The organism is Amycolatopsis sp. DG1A-15b, from assembly GCF_030285645.1.
In the GTDB taxonomy this organism is placed as follows: Bacteria; Actinomycetota; Actinomycetes; order Mycobacteriales; family Pseudonocardiaceae; genus Amycolatopsis.
Genome location: NZ_CP127296.1, coordinates 8,404,113 through 8,422,722 on the forward strand (window position 1 = coordinate 8,404,113; position 18,610 = coordinate 8,422,722).

16 protein-coding genes, 2 tRNA genes and 1 pseudogene are annotated in these 18,610 nt (G+C 69.2%); 12 read left to right on the forward strand and 7 right to left on the reverse strand.

Annotation, left to right across the window (positions count from 1 at the left end; genetic code table 11):
• Window positions 1-64 precede the first annotated feature (64 nt).
• The 6 genes from QRY02_RS38930 to QRY02_RS38955 all read left to right on the forward strand — a co-directional run bounded on the left by QRY02_RS38930 (window position 65) and on the right by QRY02_RS38955 (window position 6,030).
• Window positions 65-154, forward strand: a tRNA-Ser gene (locus QRY02_RS38930).
• Window positions 155-195: 41 nt separating this feature from the next.
• A tRNA-Arg gene (locus QRY02_RS38935) sits at window positions 196-269 on the forward strand.
• A 217-nt stretch (window positions 270-486) separates the two neighbouring features.
• A complete protein-coding gene (locus tag QRY02_RS38940; RefSeq protein ID WP_285987740.1) occupies window positions 487-1,743 on the forward strand; it encodes a hypothetical protein in 1,257 nt (418 codons plus the stop codon).
• Window positions 1,744-1,842: 99 nt separating this feature from the next.
• Window positions 1,843-2,835, forward strand: coding sequence for an ArsR/SmtB family transcription factor (locus tag QRY02_RS38945; RefSeq protein WP_285987741.1), 993 nt, complete (start codon window positions 1,843-1,845; stop codon window positions 2,833-2,835).
• A gap of 217 nt (window positions 2,836-3,052) precedes the next feature.
• Window positions 3,053-4,684, forward strand: coding sequence for a glycosyl hydrolase family 18 protein (locus QRY02_RS38950; protein ID WP_285987742.1), 1,632 nt, complete (start codon window positions 3,053-3,055; stop codon window positions 4,682-4,684).
• A complete protein-coding gene (locus tag QRY02_RS38955; RefSeq protein ID WP_285987743.1) occupies window positions 4,681-6,030 on the forward strand; it encodes a cellulose binding domain-containing protein in 1,350 nt (449 codons plus the stop codon). Before QRY02_RS38950 ends, QRY02_RS38955 begins: the two co-directional genes overlap by 4 nt.
• Window positions 6,031-6,090: 60 nt before the next feature.
• Here the strand turns inward: QRY02_RS38955 and QRY02_RS38960 are convergent, their stop codons facing one another.
• Both QRY02_RS38960 and QRY02_RS38965 read right to left on the reverse strand, forming a co-directional pair.
• Entirely contained in the window at window positions 6,091-6,627 is a 537-nt protein-coding gene (locus QRY02_RS38960; RefSeq protein ID WP_285987744.1) for an AAA family ATPase, read from the reverse strand.
• Complete coding sequence (locus tag QRY02_RS38965) at window positions 6,624-7,925, reverse strand: aspartate aminotransferase family protein (protein ID WP_285987745.1); 1,302 nt, start codon at window positions 7,923-7,925, stop codon at window positions 6,624-6,626. Before QRY02_RS38965 ends, QRY02_RS38960 begins: the two co-directional genes overlap by 4 nt.
• An 86-nt stretch (window positions 7,926-8,011) precedes the next feature.
• On the opposite strand from QRY02_RS38965, the gene QRY02_RS38970 reads away from it, so the two are divergent.
• Entirely contained in the window at window positions 8,012-8,914 is a 903-nt protein-coding gene (locus tag QRY02_RS38970; RefSeq protein WP_285987746.1) for a LysR family transcriptional regulator, read from the forward strand.
• An 81-nt stretch (window positions 8,915-8,995) separates the two neighbouring features.
• Here the strand turns inward: QRY02_RS38970 and QRY02_RS38975 are convergent, their stop codons facing one another.
• Complete coding sequence (locus QRY02_RS38975) at window positions 8,996-10,024, reverse strand: phosphorothioated DNA-binding restriction endonuclease family protein (protein WP_285987747.1); 1,029 nt, start codon at window positions 10,022-10,024, stop codon at window positions 8,996-8,998.
• Between the two features lie 164 nt (window positions 10,025-10,188).
• Here QRY02_RS38975 and QRY02_RS38980 point away from each other — a divergent pair, with 164 nt between their 5' ends.
• Window positions 10,189-11,655: an AAA family ATPase gene (locus QRY02_RS38980; RefSeq protein WP_285987748.1), complete on the forward strand. Its 1,467-nt coding sequence runs from the start codon at window positions 10,189-10,191 to the stop codon at window positions 11,653-11,655.
• On the forward strand, window positions 11,652-12,878 hold the full coding sequence (locus tag QRY02_RS38985; protein WP_285987749.1) for a hypothetical protein: 1,227 nt from the start codon (window positions 11,652-11,654) through the stop codon (window positions 12,876-12,878). Before QRY02_RS38980 ends, QRY02_RS38985 begins: the two co-directional genes overlap by 4 nt.
• Here QRY02_RS38985 and QRY02_RS38990 read toward each other — a convergent pair whose 3' ends face one another.
• Window positions 12,879-13,346, reverse strand: a complete 468-nt coding sequence (locus QRY02_RS38990) for a hydrogenase maturation protease (RefSeq protein ID WP_285987750.1) — start codon at window positions 13,344-13,346, stop codon at window positions 12,879-12,881.
• A 58-nt stretch (window positions 13,347-13,404) separates the two neighbouring features.
• Window positions 13,405-14,448 (reverse strand): SEL1-like repeat protein, encoded by a 1,044-nt coding sequence (locus tag QRY02_RS38995; RefSeq protein WP_285987751.1) that lies wholly within the window; start codon window positions 14,446-14,448, stop codon window positions 13,405-13,407.
• A gap of 178 nt (window positions 14,449-14,626) precedes the next feature.
• On the opposite strand from QRY02_RS38995, the pseudogene QRY02_RS39000 reads away from it, so the two are divergent.
• From QRY02_RS39000 to QRY02_RS39010, 3 genes and pseudogenes are all read left to right on the forward strand, one after another.
• Window positions 14,627-15,297: pseudogene (locus QRY02_RS39000) on the forward strand (HNH endonuclease family protein).
• A 10-nt stretch (window positions 15,298-15,307) separates the two neighbouring features.
• Window positions 15,308-15,946, forward strand: a complete 639-nt coding sequence (locus QRY02_RS39005; RefSeq protein ID WP_285987752.1) for an alpha/beta fold hydrolase — start codon at window positions 15,308-15,310, stop codon at window positions 15,944-15,946.
• A gap of 129 nt (window positions 15,947-16,075) precedes the next feature.
• Entirely contained in the window at window positions 16,076-16,819 is a 744-nt protein-coding gene (locus QRY02_RS39010) for a 3D domain-containing protein (RefSeq protein ID WP_285987753.1), read from the forward strand.
• Between the two features lie 141 nt (window positions 16,820-16,960).
• Here the strand turns inward: QRY02_RS39010 and QRY02_RS39015 are convergent, their stop codons facing one another.
• The gene (locus QRY02_RS39015) at window positions 16,961-17,599 is read right to left on the reverse strand and encodes a nitroreductase family protein (RefSeq protein ID WP_285987754.1); all 639 of its coding nucleotides are present in this window, start codon (window positions 17,597-17,599) and stop codon (window positions 16,961-16,963) included.
• A gap of 18 nt (window positions 17,600-17,617) precedes the next feature.
• Window positions 17,618-18,595 carry an aldo/keto reductase gene (locus tag QRY02_RS39020; RefSeq protein WP_285987755.1) on the reverse strand — a complete coding sequence of 326 codons (978 nt, stop codon included), beginning with the start codon at window positions 18,593-18,595 and terminating at the stop codon, window positions 17,618-17,620.
• Window positions 18,596-18,610 lie beyond the last annotated feature (15 nt).

Here is an 18,610-nt window from a genome sequence, read left to right on the forward strand (position 1 = left end):
GGGGGTGCTGTCAAAGGGGGTTCGGGGGGTGTGTAACCTATCTGAGCAGTGGTCGTTGGGCCCAGGAGGCTTCGCCTAGTCTGGTCTATGGCGCCGCACTGCTAATGCGGTTGGGGGTAACCCCCCCTCCCGGGTTCAAATCCCGGAGCCTCCGCTGGCGCCCGGTTCGCCGGGTGCTAGGTTACAACTGAACACGCGCCCGTAGCTCAGCTGGATAGAGCATCTGACTACGGATCAGAAGGTCAGGGGTTCGAATCCCTTCGGGCGCACGTCTGGTTGAGACAGCAAAAGCAACAGGCCCAGTTCCTCTTTCGAGAGGAACTGGGCCTGTTGTGATTTCCGGCCCGCGAGGGGAGCGCCCCGACGGGCAGTGATTCATGCCCGTGTGGAACTGCCGGGCCACGGGTTGTCGCCGGTAGTTTCTGACCGTGTGCAGGCAGAGAAGCCTGCTCGGGGCCGCAGGCCCGCCTCCCGGCCGGAAAGCCGATGCCCGTGGAAGAACACGCCGAACCCCAGCCGGAACACGCGCCGAAACGGCCCGCCGCCCGGGCTGCGGACGGAACGCCGGCCCACCAGCTCCTGGGCTGGCAACGGCTCGCCGGGAACCAGGCCGTGCTCGCGATGCTCGGGCGGGCCGAGCCGGCGGTGCCCGTGCAACGGCTGATGGTGCGCATGCCCAACCCCTACGGCCAGGGCATGCGGAACATGGTGGGCAACGCCGAGGTCGACGAGATCGAAGGATCGCTGACCGCCAAGGGCGCCGGCGGTGCGGGCGGAAAGCACGGATGGGAACACTCGTGGGTCTTCCCGCCGGCCCCCACCACCGAAGCTTCGGTTTTCTACGGCCACGGCAACCGGGCGGGGCTGGGCAACCTCACCCCGGAGGAATTCGTCACCGAAGTCTCCGAGGACCGGCGGCAGCTGAAGAAGGACACGGCGTTCAAGTTCGTGGCCTGCGGCGGCGGGAAAAGCAAGGCCGCCGACGGCGCGGCCTACGGTGCCGAAGTGGCCAACCGCCTCCGAACCTCTCGGACCAGCGTCCCGGGCGAGGGCTGGAGCGGAGCGCTGAAAGCGACCGAGGGACTGGTCTACTACACGAACACCTACAAGACCGTCCTGCCGGAAATCCCCCCGGCCATCGACAAGCTGCTGACAAAGCTGACCGCCGCCGCAGAGTCGAACGTGCGGAAGGCCGTGATCACCCTTGTCAAAGACCAGCTCACCGCGGTCAAGCCGGCCCAGCGGGCCACCGACTTCGCCGAGTTCAGGGATGTGGTGGCCACCTTCTACGCGAGCCAAACCACTTTGGCGGACCGGGAGGCCAGCGTGCGCGCGATCGATGTGCCGGCCTCCGGGTTGTCCGCCACGTGGCTGGGGAGCGGCCTGAACCGGGCCATGGACACCATGTTCGGCGGCAATGTCGGCTGGCTCGACCTGCAGCAGGCCTTCGCGCAGGACTTCTCGTCCAGCAACTGTCTCTACTTGGTGTTCAGGCTCCTCGACAACGTGGAGAACGACATGAAGGCGAAGGCCAAGACGATCTGGGCGGAGTTCCGGGACGAACTCCAGCGCCAGGCCGCCGTCCCACCGCGTACCGCCGGCCCGGCGGCCAGGGTCGGCACGCTCGACCCCCTGGCCCCGGCGGGACCGGACGAGCGGTTCGAGAAGTGGCAGAACTTCGGCGACGTGCTGTGGGCCCAGTGGAAGGCGAGCCGATCGCCGGGCGGTGGGAAGGCGACCTGACCGCCGGCGATTGCTCCCACCGGCTGACGCACGTACTTGGACGCCCCCTTCGCGGCACTTGTCCGCGGGAAGTGTGCTTCCAGAGTCCGGGGGGACGACGTGCCGCACTTGCGCATCCACTTCACCGACGCCGATCTCGCGCGGACGCGGCTGAAACTGGAAGCCGACCTGATGTGGGAGGTCGTCGGCAGCGTTCAGGCTCTGCAGTACGCCGCCGGCGGGTTGTCCTTCGGTTCGTGGCGGCGGCGCGTGCGCGAACGGGTCGGCGAGGACGGCTGCCTGCGGGCGGCCGTGCATTCCCTGGTGACGGTGGCGCCGCACGCCTCCTACTTCCCGGACTTCCTGACGCCGTCCGCCGCGGTGCCCGACATCGGGACCGGTGCCGAACTGGTCCTGGCGACGCCGCGGCGGCGCTTGCGGGCCGAGATCCGGCGGCTGCGGCCGGCCGGTGGGGCGGCGAAGACGTGGCTCGAGGAGCTGGCCGACGGGAAGGCGGCCGCGTTGCGGCACCTCGAGCGGGCGCTGCGCGTGTACTTCCGGTGCCTGGTCGAGCCGCACCTTGACGTGATCGAGCAGGCCCTGCGCATCGGGTGTGCCGCCGGGGTCCAGCGCTACCTGCACGCCGGGCCCGAAGGACTGCTGGGGTGGCTCGGCCCCGCCACCCGCTGGGGGCCACCGGTGCTCACCGTCGACTACCCGATCGACCGCGACCTGTTCCTGGCGGGCCGTGGCCTGGTGCTGATCCCCAGCTACTTCGGTGTGCACCACCCGGTGGCGCTGGCGGATCCCCGGTTGCCCCCGGTCCTGGTGGTCCCGCTCCACGCCGGGGCCCGGCTGCTGGCCGGCCGGCGCGGCGGCGACCACGTGAGCGCGCTGCTCGGCGCCACCCGGGCCACGATCCTGCGGTCGGCCGTCACCGGCTGCACCACCACCCGGCTGGCGAGACAGGCCGGCGTCGCTCCGGCGACCGTCAGCCACCACACGAACGTCCTGCGCGACGCGGGCCTCATCACCACCGACCGGCACGAAAACCTGGCCACCCACCTCATCACGCCGCTGGGGCTCGCGGTGCTCGGCCCGGGCGGCGGCTGACCCGGCCCCGCAGCCGCTCGTGTGCGCTGGGTAACCGGTCTGGACCAGTACGGCGGCCGTGTCCAGCATTGGTCTTGACCACTGGCCACGCTCCGTGGTGACGCTTCCCTAATTGGTCTGGACCACGTAACGTTTGCGCAAACGGCGCAAAACACCGCCCTGGTCCCCGCCGGCGGTGTCGGTGTCCGCCGTCCTGCACCTGGCTCAAAGGAGAGCGATGTCCAGAAAGAGATGGCACCTCCTCGGTCTCTTCACCGCGGTCGGCGCGATCGCGGTCGGCCTCGTCACCGTGCCGGCGAGCGCCGCCGGTGGCGTCGGCGCCACCTTCAGCAAGGGCTCCGACTGGGGCACGGGGTACGAGGGCAAGTACACGATCAACAACGGCTCCGGCTCGACGCTGCCGAGCTGGACGGTCGAGTTCGACCTGCCGTCCGGCGCGAAGATCGGGTCGCTGTGGGACGGCAGCTACACCGCGTCCGGTCAGCACGTCACCGTCAAGAACACCTGGAACGGCAACGTCGGCAACGGCGGCAGTGCCAGCTTCGGCTTCAACGTCAGCTACTCCGGCACCTACTCGGCCCCGGCGAACTGCAAGCTGAACGGCGGCTCCTGCGACGCCGGCGGCGGCACCCCGACCACCACGCCGACGACGCCGACGCAGCCGACCACCACCCCGACGACGCCGACCACGCCCACCACTCCGCCGACGACGACCACGCCGCCCCCGCCGGGCGGCCTGAAGAACGTCGGCTACTTCGTGCAGTGGGGCGTCTACGGGCGCAACTACCACGTCAAGAACATCGAGACCTCGGGCTCGGCGAGCAAGCTGACGCACATCAACTACGCGTTCGGCAACGTCAAGAACGGCCAGTGCACGGCGAACGACGACCCGTACGCCGACTACCAGAAGACCTACGACGCCGCGGGCAGCGTCGACGGCGTCGCCGACACCTGGGACCAGCCGGTGGCCGGCAACTTCAACCAGCTGCGCAAGCTCAAGAAGCTGCACCCGGGCCTCAAGGTGATCTGGTCGTTCGGCGGCTGGACCTACTCGGGCGGCTTCGGCCAGGCGTCGCAGAACGCGGCCGCGTTCGCGCAGTCCTGCTACAACCTGCTCAAGGACCCGCGCTGGGCGGACATCTGGGACGGCATCGACATCGACTGGGAGTACCCCAACTCCTGCGGCCTTTCCTGTGACACCAGCGGTGCCGCGGCCTACAAGAACCTGATGGGCGCGCTGCGGGCGAAGTTCGGCTCGTCGTTCCTGATCACCTCGGCGATCACCGCCGACGGCAGCAACGGCGGGAAGCTCGACGTCGCCGACTACGGCGGCGCCGCGCAGTACGTCGACTGGTACAACGTGATGACCTACGACTACTTCGGCGCCTGGGCCGCGCAGGGGCCGACCGCTCCGCACTCGCCGTTGACCAACTTCAGCGGCATCCCCACGCCGGGCTTCTACTCCGACGCCGCGATCCAGAAGCTGAAGAGCAAGGGCGTCCCGGCGGGCAAGCTGCTGCTGGGCATCGGGTTCTACGGCCGCGGCTGGACCGGCGTCACGCAGGACGCCCCTGGCGGCACCGCGACCGGTCCCGCGCCGGGCACGTACGAGCAGGGCATCGAGGACTACAAGGTCCTCAAGAACACCTGCCCGTCGACCGGCACCTTCGCGGGCACCGCGTACGCGAAGTGCGGCAGCAACTGGTGGAGCTACGACACCCCCGCGACCATCAACGGGAAGATGTCCTACGCCAAGCAGCAGGGTCTCGGCGGCGCCTTCTTCTGGGAGCTGACCGGTGACACCACGGGCGGCGAGCTCATCACCGCGATGAAGAACGGCCTGTCATGAGGCGCCGGTGGTTGCCCGCACTCGGGCTGGCGGCCGCGGCCGCCACGATCGGCGCGATGTTCGTGATCGCCCCGGCGAACGCGGCGGGCGGCGTGTCCGCGACCTTCTCGAAGGGCTCCGACTGGGGCACCGGGTACGAGGGCAAGTACACGATCGCCAACGGCTCGGGCTCGACGCTCGCCACCTGGACCGTCGAGTTCGACCTGCCTTCGGGCGCGAAGATCTCGTCGCTGTGGGACGGCAGCTACACGGCGTCCGGCCAGCACGTCACGGTGAAGAACACGTGGAACGGCAACGTCGCCAACGGCGGTAGTGCCAGCTTCGGCTTCAACGTGGCGTACTCCGGTTCGTACGTCGCGCCGTCGAACTGCAAGCTCAACGGTGGGTCGTGTGCGGCCGGGGGCACACCCCCCACGACCACGACGCCGCCTACGACGACGACCCCGCCGACCACCACGACACCGCCCCCGCCGGGTGGCCGCGGCGCGCCGTACCTGTACCTGGGCTGGGGCAGCCCGCCGAACCCGCAGACGGTGATGAACGCGACCGGGATCAAGTGGTTCACGATGGCGTTCATCAACGCCAGCGGTGGCTGCAACCCGGCGTGGGACAGCAGCCGTCCGCTCTCCGGTAGCGCCGACGCCACCGCCATTTCGCAGATCAAGGCGGCGGGCGGCCAGGTCGTCCCGTCGTTCGGCGGCTGGAGCGGCAACAAGCTCGGCCCGAACTGCTCGACGTCCGCCGCGCTGGCGGGCGCCTACCAGCAGGTGATCAACGCGTACGGGCTGAAGGCGATCGACATCGACATCGAGAACTCCGACGAGTTCGAGAACGAGGCCGTGCAGGACCGGATCCTGGGCGCGCTGAAGATCGTCAAGCAGAACAACCCGGGCATCCAGACGATCCTGACGTTCGGCACGTCGACGACCGGCCCGAACTACTACGGCAACCGGCTCATCGACCAGTCGAAGGCCCTGGGCGCGAACGTGGACGTGTTCACGATCATGCCGTTCGACTTCGGCGGCGGCGCGAACATGTACAACAGCACGGTGAGCGCGGCGAACGGCTTGCGCGACAAGCTGAAGTCGACGTTCGGCTGGTCCGACGCCACCGCGTACGCCCACCTGGGCATCTCGGGGATGAACGGCCTGTCCGACCAGCAGGAGCTGACGGACCTGTCGACGTGGACCCAGATCACGAACTGGGCCAAGTCGAACAAGATCGCCCGCCTGGCGTTCTGGTCGGTCAACCGCGACCGGGGCTGCCCCGGCGGCGGCGTCCAGTCGGCGTGCAGCGGCATCGCCCAGAACGACTGGGACTTCACGAAGGTGACAGCGGGCTTCTGACGCTGTCGTGAAGCGGCCTCCTTGCCGGCTCCCCGGGCCGGCAAGGAGGCCTTCGTGGTTTCAGGGAACGCGGGCTTCGGTCCAGGCCCGGTCGAGGATCTCGGCCACCGTTTCGCCGGGTGCCTGCTCCGAGGTGTCGAGCCACAGCCCCCACCTCGGCGTTTCCTCACGCAGCCTTTTGTCCAGCAGCGTGATCGTCCACTCGTCGTACGCGTTTTTCGAGCGGGCCCGCTCCCGCTCGGCGACCGCCTCCGGCCGCGGTGCCAGGACCACCACGAGCAGCGGCCGGTGGGTGATGAGGTCGACGATCTGCGCGAGGTGCTCGCCGAGGATCACGTCTTGAGCCACCACCGTGAAGCCTTCTCCGGCGTACTCGTCGCACGCGACCGCCGTCAGGCGGTGTCGCAGCCGCAGCTGGCGCAGCGCTTCCGGCGATGGCGAAGGCGTCATCTCCGCACGGCCGCCGACCACCATGCGGCGGAAGACGTCGCCGCGGATGTGCACCGACCGCGGCAGCCGCTCGGCGAGCAGCTGCGCGATCGTCGACTTCCCGGCCGCCGGGATGCCCGTGACGAGCACGACCGCCGGGTCGCTCAAAGCAGCTTCACCGCGTCACCGATCGCCTGGTCCAAAATAGACAGGCCCAGCGCGATCTCCTCTTCGGACGCCGTCAGCGGCGGCGCGATCCGAAACACCCCGCCCATCCCCGGCAGCTGCACGATGTTCATGTGCAGCCCCAGTTCGAGACACCGCTGCGTGACCCGCGCGCCCAGCTCGTCCGAACTCCGCGTGGTCTCGCGGTCCACCACCAGTTCCAGCCCGGCCAGCAGGCCGCGGCCGCGGATGTCGCCGACCACCTCGTGGCCGGCGGCGATCTCCTCCAGGCCCCGGCGCAGCGACGAGCCCAGCGAACGCGCCCGCTCGTCGAGGCGGTCGCGGATCAGGACGTCCAGCACCGTGTTGCCGACCGCCGCCGGGAGCGGGTCCGACACGTGCGTTGTGAAGAACAGGAACCCGCGGTCGTGCGCCTCCTGCTCGATGGCGGCGCTCGTCAGCACCGCGGCCAGCGGCAGGCCGGCGCCGAGCGTCTTCGACAGCGTCAGGATGTCGGGGACGATGCCGTCGCGCTCGAACGCGTACCAGTTCCCCGTGCGGCACAACCCCGTCTGGGCTTCGTCGAGGATCAGCAGCATCCCGCGCTCACGGCACTTCTCGGCCAGCGCGGCGAAGTAGCCCGGCGGCGGCTCGATGATGCCGCCCGAACTCAGGATCGGCTCGACCAGGCACGCGGCCAGGCTGCCGACCGACTGCGCGTCGATCAGCTCGAACCCGAAGTCCAGCTGGCGACGCCAATCGAGCGAACCGGACGCGTCGGTGAAGTCCGGGCGGTACGCGTTCGGCGCCGGGATGGCGAAGTTGCCCGGCGCGGCCGGCCCGTAACCGCGACGGCCCGCGCTGTACGTCGCGCTCGCCGCCGCCTGCGTCATCCCGTGCCAGGAGCGGGCGAAGGAGACGATCTCGTGCTTGCCGGTGACGAGCTTGGCCATCCGGACGGCAGCCTCGTTCGACTCCGCGCCCGTGGTCAGCAGCAGGGCCTTCTCCAGCGGCGCCGGCAGCGTCTCGGCGAGCCGCCGGGCCAGGTCGACGACCGGGCGGCTCAGCATGCCGCTGAACAGGTGGTCGAGCTTCCCCACCTGCCGCCGGACGGTCTCGACGATCTCCGGGTGCGCGTGCCCGAGGATCGCGCTCATCTGGCCGGACGTGAAGTCGAGGATCCGGCGGCCGTCCTCGGTGAAGAGGAAACTGCCTTCGGCGTGGTCGATGATCTCGCGGGTGAAGGCGCCGCCGTAACGCACGAGGTGCCGGTCGACGTCGGCCCAGAAGGATTCAGCCATAGGGTGACGGTAAGTCCGCGTCGAGCGACACGTCCATCTCACTATTCCGGCTTTCTTGTTCGGTTTTGCCGAACAACAATGGCGGGATGCTGAACCCGTGGCGCCTGCGGCTGCTGAGCCGCCTCGACACCCTGGGCACGGTCCGCGCGGTGGCGCAGGACGCCAACCTGAGCGCGTCGAGCGTGTCGCAGCAGCTGGCCGTGCTCGAAGCCGAAACCCGCACCCAGCTGCTGGAACGCACCGGCCGCCGGGTCCGGCTCACGCCGGCCGGGTTGATGCTCGCCCGGCGGGCGCGGGTGATCCTCGACCACATGGACACGGTCGAGGCGGAGCTGCGCAGCCTCGGCGAGGAGCCGGCCGGTCTGGTCCGGCTGGGGGCGTTCCAGAGCGCGATCCACACCCTGGCCGTCCCGGCGGTGACCCGGCTGGCGCACCCGCACCTCGAGGTCCAGCTGCTGGAGCTGGAGCCGCACGAGAGCATCCCGGCCCTGCGCGGCGGCGACGCCGACGTCATCATCACCACGACCGACTTCGTCGAGCTCCCGCTCGGCCCGGACCTCGACATCGTCCCGCTGGCGACGGACCCGATCGTGCTGGTGACGCCGCCGGAGGGACCCCGCGGCCCGGCGGTCCTGTCGGCGTACGCGGACGCGCCGTGGGCGCTGGACATGCCGCAGTCGTACATGGCGAACCTGACGCTGCGCCTGTGCCGCGAATCGGGCTTCGAGCCACGGGTGGTGTGCCGCTTCAGCAACTACCTGATGACGCTGCAGCACGTCGAAGCCGGCTTGTCGATCGCGCTGCTGCCCGGGCTGGCGGTCGACCGCCGGTACCGCGTGGCCACGCGCGAGCTGGCGACGCCGGTGACCCGCACGATCGCGGCGGTCGTCCGCCGGGGGACGCCGTTGCGCGCGGGCGTGAACGTGGTGCTGGACGCGCTGAGGCAGCCGCCGGACCTGCCGGACCTGGTGGAGTGGGCCGGAGCTTGACTTGGCCGTACCCGCTAGCCGGTAGCGTGGCGGCCACGCCGAACCCAGGGGTCCCAGATCGGGTCGGTGCCCTCGGGCGGGTCAGGGCTGACGACCACTTGGAGCTCCTCCGGCTGGTCTGCGACGATCCACCAGGGAAACCGGGCCTCGTAGATGCCGCTGGCGATGCCGACGAAGTAGATCAAAGGTCGTTTCTGTTCGTAGGCGTGGCGCAGGGCGACGTTCGTGAAGAAGTTCGTGATCATCGCCTGCGTACTTGTAACGATGCAGTCGATCGCGGATCATGCCGTCTTCGTAAGGCCGCGACCGGTGCTTTCGCGTGTAAGTGGTCTTGATCGATAACGCGGCCTCCAGCTCCTTGGGCTTTCGGATGCCGCGCTGCCTGTCTGCCAGAGCAATCCTCTTGCCTTCGAACTCGAAGAGGCTCAGCTGGCTCGACGGGATGCGGTTGTCGTTGGTTGCACGGACCTGGACCAACCACATGAGAGCCTGCCACCGCAGCCGGGTGTCATAGTTCAGGTTCTCGTAGTTCTCGGGCAGGTGGAACTGGCGACGAAAAGTGGTCGATTCTTCAGGCAGATCGACTCGCTTGCTGACGGAGAGGCTGAGCCGCCGCAGCGAGGAGGCAGGTGCGCTGAACACGAGGTCGAGGCCGAGTTCGGTGCGGACACCCGCGGCGACGTCCGGTGTGAAGTACTCCTGCAGGAGCGCCTCGATCGCGGCGACCAGGGTTCTCGGGTCGTTCAGGAGCTGAGCGACCTCAGTGCGCAGGTGGCCATGTGCGCCGCGAGTCTTGAGCCATGAGCCGCTTCGTGAGGGGCTGCTGGCAATCGCAGTACCGGTCGAGTCCCGGAGTTCCCAGATCGAGCGCTCCAGGCGGATGAACGGGTTGGCGGCCAAGTCGGTGGCCTCGGCGGCGCCGGGGGTGTACTTGCTGATGAGGCTGCCGACGGGTGCCTCAGCTTCGTCATACGTGGTGTCCCACCTACGTCGCTTGACGAATATGTGTAGGAGCCAGAGCAACAGGAGGGGTTTGTGCGGAGCACGCTGCCCTCCGACTTGAGCTACGCGGAGCGTCTTCAGCTCGGTTATGAGCTGTCTTTCGTCCAACTCACCCCTCCGTGTCTTCAGCGACGGAGTGTAGCCGCGCGAAGTGTGCGTACACGCGCTTCGCGCGGCATCTGGAGAGCGTGTCGTTCCCTGTCTGGGCGTGAGAACAGTGACCTGGTGTGTCTTCACCATTCGGTGTCACCACGCCAGTACGGTTGACTGCCATGACGGAACTGCCGCAGCGGCTGGTGGACGAGCTTGCGGAAATCGGCCTGGCTGATGCTGACCACGACGAGCCCGGCGAGGGACTACGCCAGCTCGAAGTGCTTCTCGCGACGAATGCGGACTCGTTGCCGATCGACAAGGTCGTCGCTGTCCGTGTGACCGGGGACGGGGAGCTCGTCGAGCAGTTTCGGAAGACCGGGCAGCTGACGGACACCGTGCTGGGGGTCGCATTGGTGGACCTGCGCGCCGACGACAGGGTTGCGGCGGTGTCCGAGGAGTTCTGGGAGCTGTTGGTCGCGCCGCCCCCTGAGCGTGTTTCCGTCGGTCTGGTCTTCGGGTGGAAGGCGACGGGGTGGGAGGTTGTCTGGCTGGGCTACAACGCAGAGGGTGAGGTCACGGCATCGGTGCTGAGCGAGTTCCTCGGTATCGAGGCTGAAGAGGTCTCACCGATCGTCGAACCCAAATACCGGCTCGAGCTCGACGAACGCGTTCGGCGGATGCTCAAGGTTTCCGTTCGGTCGCGACCCGCGGTGATGCTCGTGGGCCCACCGGGTACGGGGAAGACACACTTGCTCGCGGAATTGGTCGCTGCCATCAGCAAGGACCCTTCAGCCCACGGGCTGACTCGGCTTCGCAAGCCGATGCTGGTCACTCCCGATGAGTCTTGGACCGTCCGGGAACTGGTCGGTGGCGACACCGTGGATGACCTCGGGCGGCTTCGCTTCAGCCCCGGGCACGTGTTGGAGGCCATCCACCGAGATCGATGGCTGATCTTGGACGAGGCGAACCGCGCGGATCTCGATCGCATCTTTGCGGGGTTGTTCACCTGGTTGTCCGGCCAAACGGTCGAGGTGGGCCGCGCGAGCCTCGAGCCGGGAGCCAGCAAGATCATGTTGGGCTGGGCCGACACGCCGCACAGCCAGGTCATCGGAGCGAGCCGCTTGCGGCGCGGCGGTGCGGCCGGTGGCCCGATCACCTACCTGGCTGGCACCGACTGGCGACTTCTGGGGACGTACAACGCCGTGGACGCACAGCGGGTCTTCCGCTTCGGGCAAGCCTTGGGACGGCGGTTCGATCACATTCCTGTGCCGGTACCGGAAGTCGACGCCTTCAACCGGGCGCTGCAAGTACGCCTGGACGACGTTGGGCCGGTTCTGGCCGAACCGGAAAGGTCGACCCTGGCGTCGATTCTGTCCGAAATTTACCGCTCTCACACCGAGGTGGGGCACGAGTCGATGGGGCCAGCCGCGCTGCTGTCCATCCCCCAGTACGTTGCGGCGGGGAGGCGTGATGACGGGGACGTGCCGTTGGCGCAACTCGTCGCCGAAGCCTACTTGAGCAGTATGGGTACTTGGCTGGCTGTGCTCGGTGATGACCTGGATCGGCTTGGAGAACGCCTGAGTCGAGAAGACGTCCTCGGCGAGGAGTGGGGATGGGTCAACAGTCGACTTCGTGAGTTGCGGTGACGGCGCAGCACACCGACCAACCTACTTTGTCGATCCCGTGGGAGGGGGTGCGAGAACTCTTCCACAGCTGGTCGGGAAAGGGTGACCTTTTCGCTGGGCTGGCCGCAGTGCTGGGGAACGACGAATTCAGCCGGTGGACGAAGCGCGACGTCGAGCGGCGCGCCCATCGCGTACTCTTCGAGAACTGTGGGGAAAGTCTGCAGCGCATGCCGGTCCGATTGCGTGACTGGTTGGCGATCATTCCGGTTCACTCACGGGTCTCTCCGGCTGCGGGCCCCGAGCCGCAGGGCCGGATCGATTGGGCCGCAACCCGGCGGACCGGCTGGCCGCCCCGCGAGTTCGTCGGACGCACTCGACAGCGGACTTCCGACGAGGCGTTGCTGAGTGCACTTAGGTGGACGGTCGAACGCATGCTCCTGGTGTATCGCGATTCGCGTTACAACGATCTGCGTCGAAAGAAGCCGCTTGTCGAAAAGCAGTTGGAAGTGCTCGACGAACTCGTGACGCGGCCCGAGCTGCAGCAAGTCGAGCCAACTCTGCCGGACGTAGCCACTATCAAGGATCTCCGTAGATCCGGGCCGAGGTGGCGAATCGTCGCTGATCTGGCCGACCTGCTTCGCCAGGAAGAAGGTCCGGATCTCATTGCTCTGGCCAAAGCGCAGATCGTGCCGGACGAAGAACTGGCCTCGGCGCTCTTCCACCTGGGCGTCTTCGGCCTCGTCCTCACGTCGCTGAAGTCGGACGGATATCGACCGGTCAGTCTGCGGCCGCTTCATGGTGGCGCCAGCGGAGCTGCCTACGAGCTGGTGTTCAGTGGACAAACTTGGTACCTGTGGTTTGAAGCTGGAGCTTTGTGGACGAGATACGGCCAGGTTGAGCCCTATGTTGCGGCCACGAAAGGGCTGCTGCGCCCGGGCCAAGCGAAGAGCCCCGACATCATGCTCATCAACGAGGAAAGCCGTCGTGCGCTCATCATCGAATGCAAGTACAGCAAGGATCACAAATACCTTCGGAGCGGTTACAGTCAAGCACTCGCTTATCTCACCGAGGCACGCACGAGCATGATCGATCTCGGTGCCGCCTTCGTGGTGGCGCCCAGTGAGATGGTTGCGACGTTGAGCACCGGTCACACCTTGGTGGGGCCTGTCTCGTTCTGTGCTCCCGAGCAACTCAAGGGCGCCTTCAGGGCTGCTTTCGCCGAGCTTCGTCGCACAGGAAACTGATCACACTTCGGTCTTCTCCCTGACCGGCAGTTCCGGGCTCGCGCCCCACGCCAGTTCGGTGACCACGCGCACCGCGGCCGGAACCGCGGCCCCGACCGCGGGGGACAGCCCGATCCCGCCGTCGACGCACGCCGGTTCGCAGCCCAGCACCAGGACCCGGCCCGCGTCGCCGCCCAGGAGGCGGAGGAGACGGACGACCGCGTCGCCGGGCAGGTCGTGCGCGTCGGTCGCCGAGGTGAGGGACAGCGTGCCCGGTGGGCCGCCGTGCGGGGTCGCGTCGAGCAGGATCGTCGTGTCGTAGCCGCCGGTCAGGTCGTACGCCAGGTGGACCGTGGCGATGTCGTAGTCGGCGATCTGCACCCACGGGGGCAGGCCCGCCCGGTCCAGTTCCCTGATCACTTCGACACCGAAGCCGTCGTCGTGCAGGAAGACGTTGCCGATACTCGCGACCAGGACACGTGGCCTCATTGCGCAACCTCCGGGGGTGCGCCCTCAGGCTAGAACTGTGAATTGGATCACACAATAGCTAGTGCTGATGCTCTCGCTCATCCTGCACCGTTTCGGCCCGAGCAAGCCACAGTTCGGCCTCGTGGGCGGCACCCCGCGCCCGCAGCATACGCGCCAGGCTGAGCATGCCCTGGACGTCCCCGACCTCGGCGGCGCGGCGGAACCACTGCTCGGCGACCGCCAGGTCCTCGCGGTGCTCGGCGAGGTGGCCGAGGTTGGTGAGCGCCGGGATGCTGCCGTGCTCGGCGGCCTTGCGGTACCAGGCGGCGGCTTCGCCCTCGTCGCCGCGGTTGCGGGCCAGCACGCCGAGGTTGGTCATCGCCGCCGGGTCGCCGCGCTCGGCGGCGTCGAGGTACCAGGTCTCGGCCTCTTCGACGTCGCCGCGGCGGTGCAGCAGCAGCCCGAGGCGGGTGATCGCCTCGACGTGGCCGCCGCTCGCCCCCCGGCGGTACCACGATTCGGCGTCGCCCGGCCGGCCGAGCCGTTCGGCCTGCCTGCCGAGCTGGCAGGTGGCCGCCAGGTCGCCGGCCTGCACGGCGGACCGCCACCAGCGGGCCGCCTCGGCGGCCTGGCCACGGTCGCGCAGCACGACGCCCAGGTCGATCATCGCGCCGGTGAAGCCCGCTTCGGCGGCCTGGCGCAGCCACGACTCGGCCTCTTCGCCCTTCCCGTCTTCGCGCAGCAAACGCCCCAGCGCGGCCATCGAAGGCAGGTCGCCGGCCCGGGCCGCCTCGCCGTACCAGTGCCGGGCGTCGTCGCGCTTGCCGCGCCGCTCGCAGGACTTGGCGAGGTGCTGCATCCCGTGCGGCTCGCCGGCCAGGGCGGCCTCGTGGTACCAGCGGTCGGCCTCCTCCTGCGCGCCGCGTTCGGCGAGGAGGTGGGCCAGTGCCGTCATCGAAACGCGGTCACCGCCCATGGCGGCCCTGCGGTACCACGACTCGGCCTCGGGCAGCTCTCCGCGCTCGCGCATCGCCGCGCCCATCCGGGCCATGGCGACGACGTTGCCGCCTTCCGCGGCTTTGCGCTGGAAGAACTCGTCGAACTTCTTGAGCCGGCCGGGCATCGGCTGCTCCCTCCGGATGGGTCCTGCTCCGGTAGTCGCAGAAGATCGGCTCCGTGTGACAGCTCCGCCGTGGGTGGGCGAGGTCACATTCGCGCCAGGTCATCGTGTCGGCGCGGTTGTCCCACGTCGGCAGAGGTGACACTACGCCGCGCGACCGCGCAGGTGAGAGGAGAAAATCGTGGCGGCCCGGAGCTTTCGCCTGAGCGTGACGCAGCGAACCCTGCTGGTAGTCGTCGTCCTGGCCGTCGCCCTCTTCGGGTACTGGGCGACGAGAGGCGCGGGCGCGGCTCCGCCGACGTCGGGTGCGCCGGTGCCGGTCAGCGCGGCCGACGCGCAGAAGCAGCTCGACGAGCTGGCCATCGCCGCGCGGACGTCCATGGACGGCTATTCGCGCGAGAAGTTCCCCACTGGGACAGCCAGGGGTCCGGCTGCGACACCCGCGAAGTCGTCCTCAAGCGCGACGGCAAGGACGTCCGGACCGACAAGGACTGCAAGCCGACGTCCGGGACGTGGACCAGCGTCTACGACGAAGAGACCTGGACGAAGGCCACCGACCTCGACATCGACCACATGGTCCCGCTCGGGCAGGCGTGGGCGAGTGGCGCGAAGTCGTGGACGACCGAGAAGCGCGAGCAGTTCGCCAACGACCTCACCCGGCCGCAGCTGTTCGCCGTCACCGACAACGTCAACCAGCAGAAGAGCGACAAGGCGCCCGACGAGTGGAAGCCGCCGCTGGTGGCGTTCTGGTGCACCTACGCGACCGACTGGATCGTCGTGAAGCACTACTACGGGCTCACCATCACGCAGGCCGAGAAAACCGCCTTGACCGACATGTTGCGCCGCTGCTGAGCTGGCGCGTGTGACGACTTTCGCGCTGATCCACGGAGGCGGCGGCAGCGGCTGGGACTTCCACCTGCTCATCCCGGAGCTCGAGGCTCGCGGGCACGACGCGGTCGCCCCCGACCTGCCGATCACCGACTCCACGGCCGGGCTGGCCGAGTTCACGGAGACGGTGCTGGCCGCGCTGGGCGACCGCACGGACGTCGCCGTCGTCGGCCATTCGTACGGCGGGTTCACCGCGCCGCTGGTCGCGGCGCAGGCCCGGGCGCGGCTGCTGGTGTACCTGGCCGGGATGATCCCGGCGCCGGGGGAGCAGCCGGGACAGTGGTGGGGCAACACGGGCTTCGCGTCGCCGAAGGGCCTGACCGAGACCGAGCAGTTCTTCAACGGTGTCCCGGCGGAGCTCGCCGAGGCGTGCCAGGCGCACGGGCGCGAGCAGGTCAGCAAGGAGTGGGACGAGCCGTGGCCGCTGCCGGCCCATCCGGAGGTTCCGACTCGCGTGCTCTTGGCCCGCGACGACCGGTTCTTCGTCCCGGACTTCCAGCGGCGGGTGGCGCGCGAACGCCTCGGGATCGAGCCGGACGAGCTCGACGGCCCGCACTGCGTGCCGCTCAGCCACCCGGGCGCGCTGGCCGACCGGCTGGTGAGCTACCTCTGACTGGGCCGATCGGCGGTTAAAGGTCTAGACCTATTGACTGTGTGGTCCAGGCCACTTACGGTCTTGACCAGCGGCGAACCCGCTTGCGTCACCTCCACCCGGTCCCCACCACGGAGGTTTCCCCCCGTCATGCGTTTCGCGCACGCCCTCGCCCTGACGGCCTTCGCCGCCGGCAGCCTCCTCGTTGCTCCAGCGGCCTCAGCCGCGACGCTGCCCGCGTGCCAGCACTTCTACACCGGCCCGATCCCCGACCGCCCGGTCACCGGCGGGCACGGCCCCGGCACGCTCGTCGGCGCGGCCGACGTCGGCAACCGCCTGCCCGCGCCCGGTTCGGTCAGCGGGGGACTGGGGACCGACGGCAAGGTCGGTTTCACGTTCGCCCGGGTCGCCGGCGCGAAGGCCTACCGCGCTTTCCGCAACGGTCAAGCCCTGCAGTGGATCAGCGACTGGGGCCAGCCGACGCTCACGGTGACCGACGCGAGCCCCTGCCAGAACGCGAACTACCAGCTGTACGCGATGACGGCGGAGGACAACTCCCCGGGCTCGCTCGGCCAGATCTCGACCGCCTACCGCCTCGACGCCGCGAACCGGCTCGCGGCCTACCGCATCCCCGCCGGCACCACGTTGAACTACCGCGTCACGGCCTACAACGACGTCGCCCAGACCGCGCTCGGCTACCAGGCCGGGCCGGGCTTCTGCGCCGTCGACGCCCGGCTCGTCCCGTGGGGCACGCGGTTCTCCGTGCCCGGCTACGGCGAGTGCTACGCGGCCGACATCGGCAGCTGGATCAAAGACGACATCGTCGACGTCTGGCTGCCCGGCGCCCAGGCCGACGCCTGGGGCATCCAGCGGCTCACTCTCACCGTCCGGTAGACCACCCGGCCGCCGAAAGGCCGTGAAGGCCTCCTTGCCGACGTCCCCATCTGCCCCGGCAAGGAGGCTTTCACGGGGGTCCGGGTGGCGGAGCCCCCGGCGCGGGGCAGAGCCCCGGATGGCACGGGCTTTCGCGGGTGGTCACCAGCGGTCGAGGTGCAGGACCTCCTCGAGCGGCTGCCGCGCCGCCGGCTTGAACGTCTCGCCCGTGTAGAACGCGGTCGGGATCAACGCGGCCTGGTGCACGTTCTTCGGCAATTCCAGCACCTCCGCCGCCTCCTGCTCGTACTTCAGGTGCAGCGTCGTCCACGCCGTGCCCAGGGTCACCGAGCGGGCCGCCAGCATGTAGCTCCACGCCGCCGGCAGCAGCGACGCCCACAGCCCCGCCTGGTTGCCGGCGGGCAGTTCCGAGGACGGCGTCTCCAGGCAGGGGACCACCAGCACCGGGACGTCACCCATCCGGTCGGCCAGGTACGCGACGCTGTCGCCGACGCGCTGCTGCACCTGGGCCCGTGCCGGGTCGTCCGCGAACAGCTTGCCGGCGGCGGCCGGGGACTCGAGGTACTCGTGGCACGCCCGGCGGTAGATCGCCCCGAGCGCGGCCCGCTGGCCCGCGTCGGTGACGACCAGCCACTGCCACCGCTGCGTGTTCGAGCCGCTCGGCGCCTGGAGTGCGACCTGAACGCAGTGCTTGACCAGGTCGAGCGGCACCGGGCGCTCGAAGTCGAGCCGCTTGCGGACGGTCCTGGTGGTGGTCAGGAGCTCTTCGGGCGTCATCATCGGCCCATCATGCCGGGCCTACCAGCGGTCGTGCACCAGCGGCCGGATGAGCTCGTCGTAGGTTTCGCGGACGCCGGCGGCCGCCTCGGCGGACAGCGGTGGCAGTGCGGCCGCCGCGGTGTTCGCCCGCGCCTGCCCGGCGTTGCGGGCGCCCGGGATCACCGTGCTGACGCCCGGCTGGTCGATGATCCAGCGCAGCGCGAACTGGGCGAGCGTCTGGCCGGACGGCACGAGCCCGCGCAGCCGTTCGACGGCCTCCAGCCCGACCTCGTACGGCACGCCGGAGAACGTCTCGCCGACGTCGAACGCGTCGCCGTGGCGGTTGTAGTTGCGGTGGTCGTTCTCGGCGAAGGTCGTCTGCGCGGTGTAGCGCCCGGACAGCAGGCCGGAGGCCAGCGGCACCCGCGCGATGATCCCGGCGCCCGCCTCGGCCGCCGCGGGCAGCACCCGCTCCAGCGGCTTGAGCCGCAGGCAGTTGAGGATGATCTGCACCGAGGCGACGTTCGGCCGCGCCAGCGCTGTCAGCGCCTCTTCGCACGTCTCGACGCTCACGCCGTACGCCTTGATCCGGCCTTCGGCGACCATGGCGTCGAGCGCGTCGTACACCGCGTCGGAGGAGTACACCGGTGTCGGCGGGCAGTGCAGCTGGACCAGGTCGAGCGTGTCGACGCCGAGGTTGCGGCGCGACCGGTCGTTCCACTCGCGGAAGTTCGCGGCGACGTAGTTCTCCGGCACCTGCTCGACCCGGCGGCCCATCTTGGTCGCCACGAAGACGTCCCCGCGCTCGGCGAGGAACCGGCCGACCAGCCGCTCGCTGCGGCCGTCGCCGTAGACGTCGGCGGTGTCGAAGAAGGTGACACCGTTGTCGGCCGCCGCGTGCAGCACGCCCAGCGCGTCGTTCTCGTCGACCTCGCCCCAGTCCGCCCCGAGCTGCCAGCAGCCGAGCCCGACGACGGACACCTCGCGGCCCAGGCGGGCGATCTTCCGGTTCTCCATGTCGCGATCCAAGCA

Bases quoted from the DNA above. Each gene is read 5' to 3' on its own strand.
- QRY02_RS38940 (WP_285987740.1), top strand. From the start codon at position 487: ATGCCCGTGGAAGAACACGCCGAACCCCAGCCGGAACACGCGCCGAAA.
- QRY02_RS38950 (WP_285987742.1), top strand. From the start codon at position 3,053: ATGTCCAGAAAGAGATGGCACCTCCTCGGTCTCTTCACCGCGGTCGGC.
- QRY02_RS38955 (WP_285987743.1), top strand. From the start codon at position 4,681: ATGAGGCGCCGGTGGTTGCCCGCACTCGGGCTGGCGGCCGCGGCCGCC.
- QRY02_RS38965 (WP_285987745.1), bottom strand. From the start codon at position 7,925: ATGGCTGAATCCTTCTGGGCCGACGTCGACCGGCACCTCGTGCGTTAC.
- QRY02_RS38970 (WP_285987746.1), top strand. From the start codon at position 8,012: ATGCTGAACCCGTGGCGCCTGCGGCTGCTGAGCCGCCTCGACACCCTG.
- QRY02_RS38980 (WP_285987748.1), top strand. From the start codon at position 10,189: ATGACGGAACTGCCGCAGCGGCTGGTGGACGAGCTTGCGGAAATCGGC.
- QRY02_RS38990 (WP_285987750.1), bottom strand. From the start codon at position 13,346: ATGAGGCCACGTGTCCTGGTCGCGAGTATCGGCAACGTCTTCCTGCAC.
- QRY02_RS38995 (WP_285987751.1), bottom strand. From the start codon at position 14,448: ATGCCCGGCCGGCTCAAGAAGTTCGACGAGTTCTTCCAGCGCAAAGCC.
- QRY02_RS39010 (WP_285987753.1), top strand. From the start codon at position 16,076: ATGCGTTTCGCGCACGCCCTCGCCCTGACGGCCTTCGCCGCCGGCAGC.
- QRY02_RS39015 (WP_285987754.1), bottom strand. From the start codon at position 17,599: ATGATGACGCCCGAAGAGCTCCTGACCACCACCAGGACCGTCCGCAAG.
- QRY02_RS39020 (WP_285987755.1), bottom strand. From the start codon at position 18,595: ATGGAGAACCGGAAGATCGCCCGCCTGGGCCGCGAGGTGTCCGTCGTC.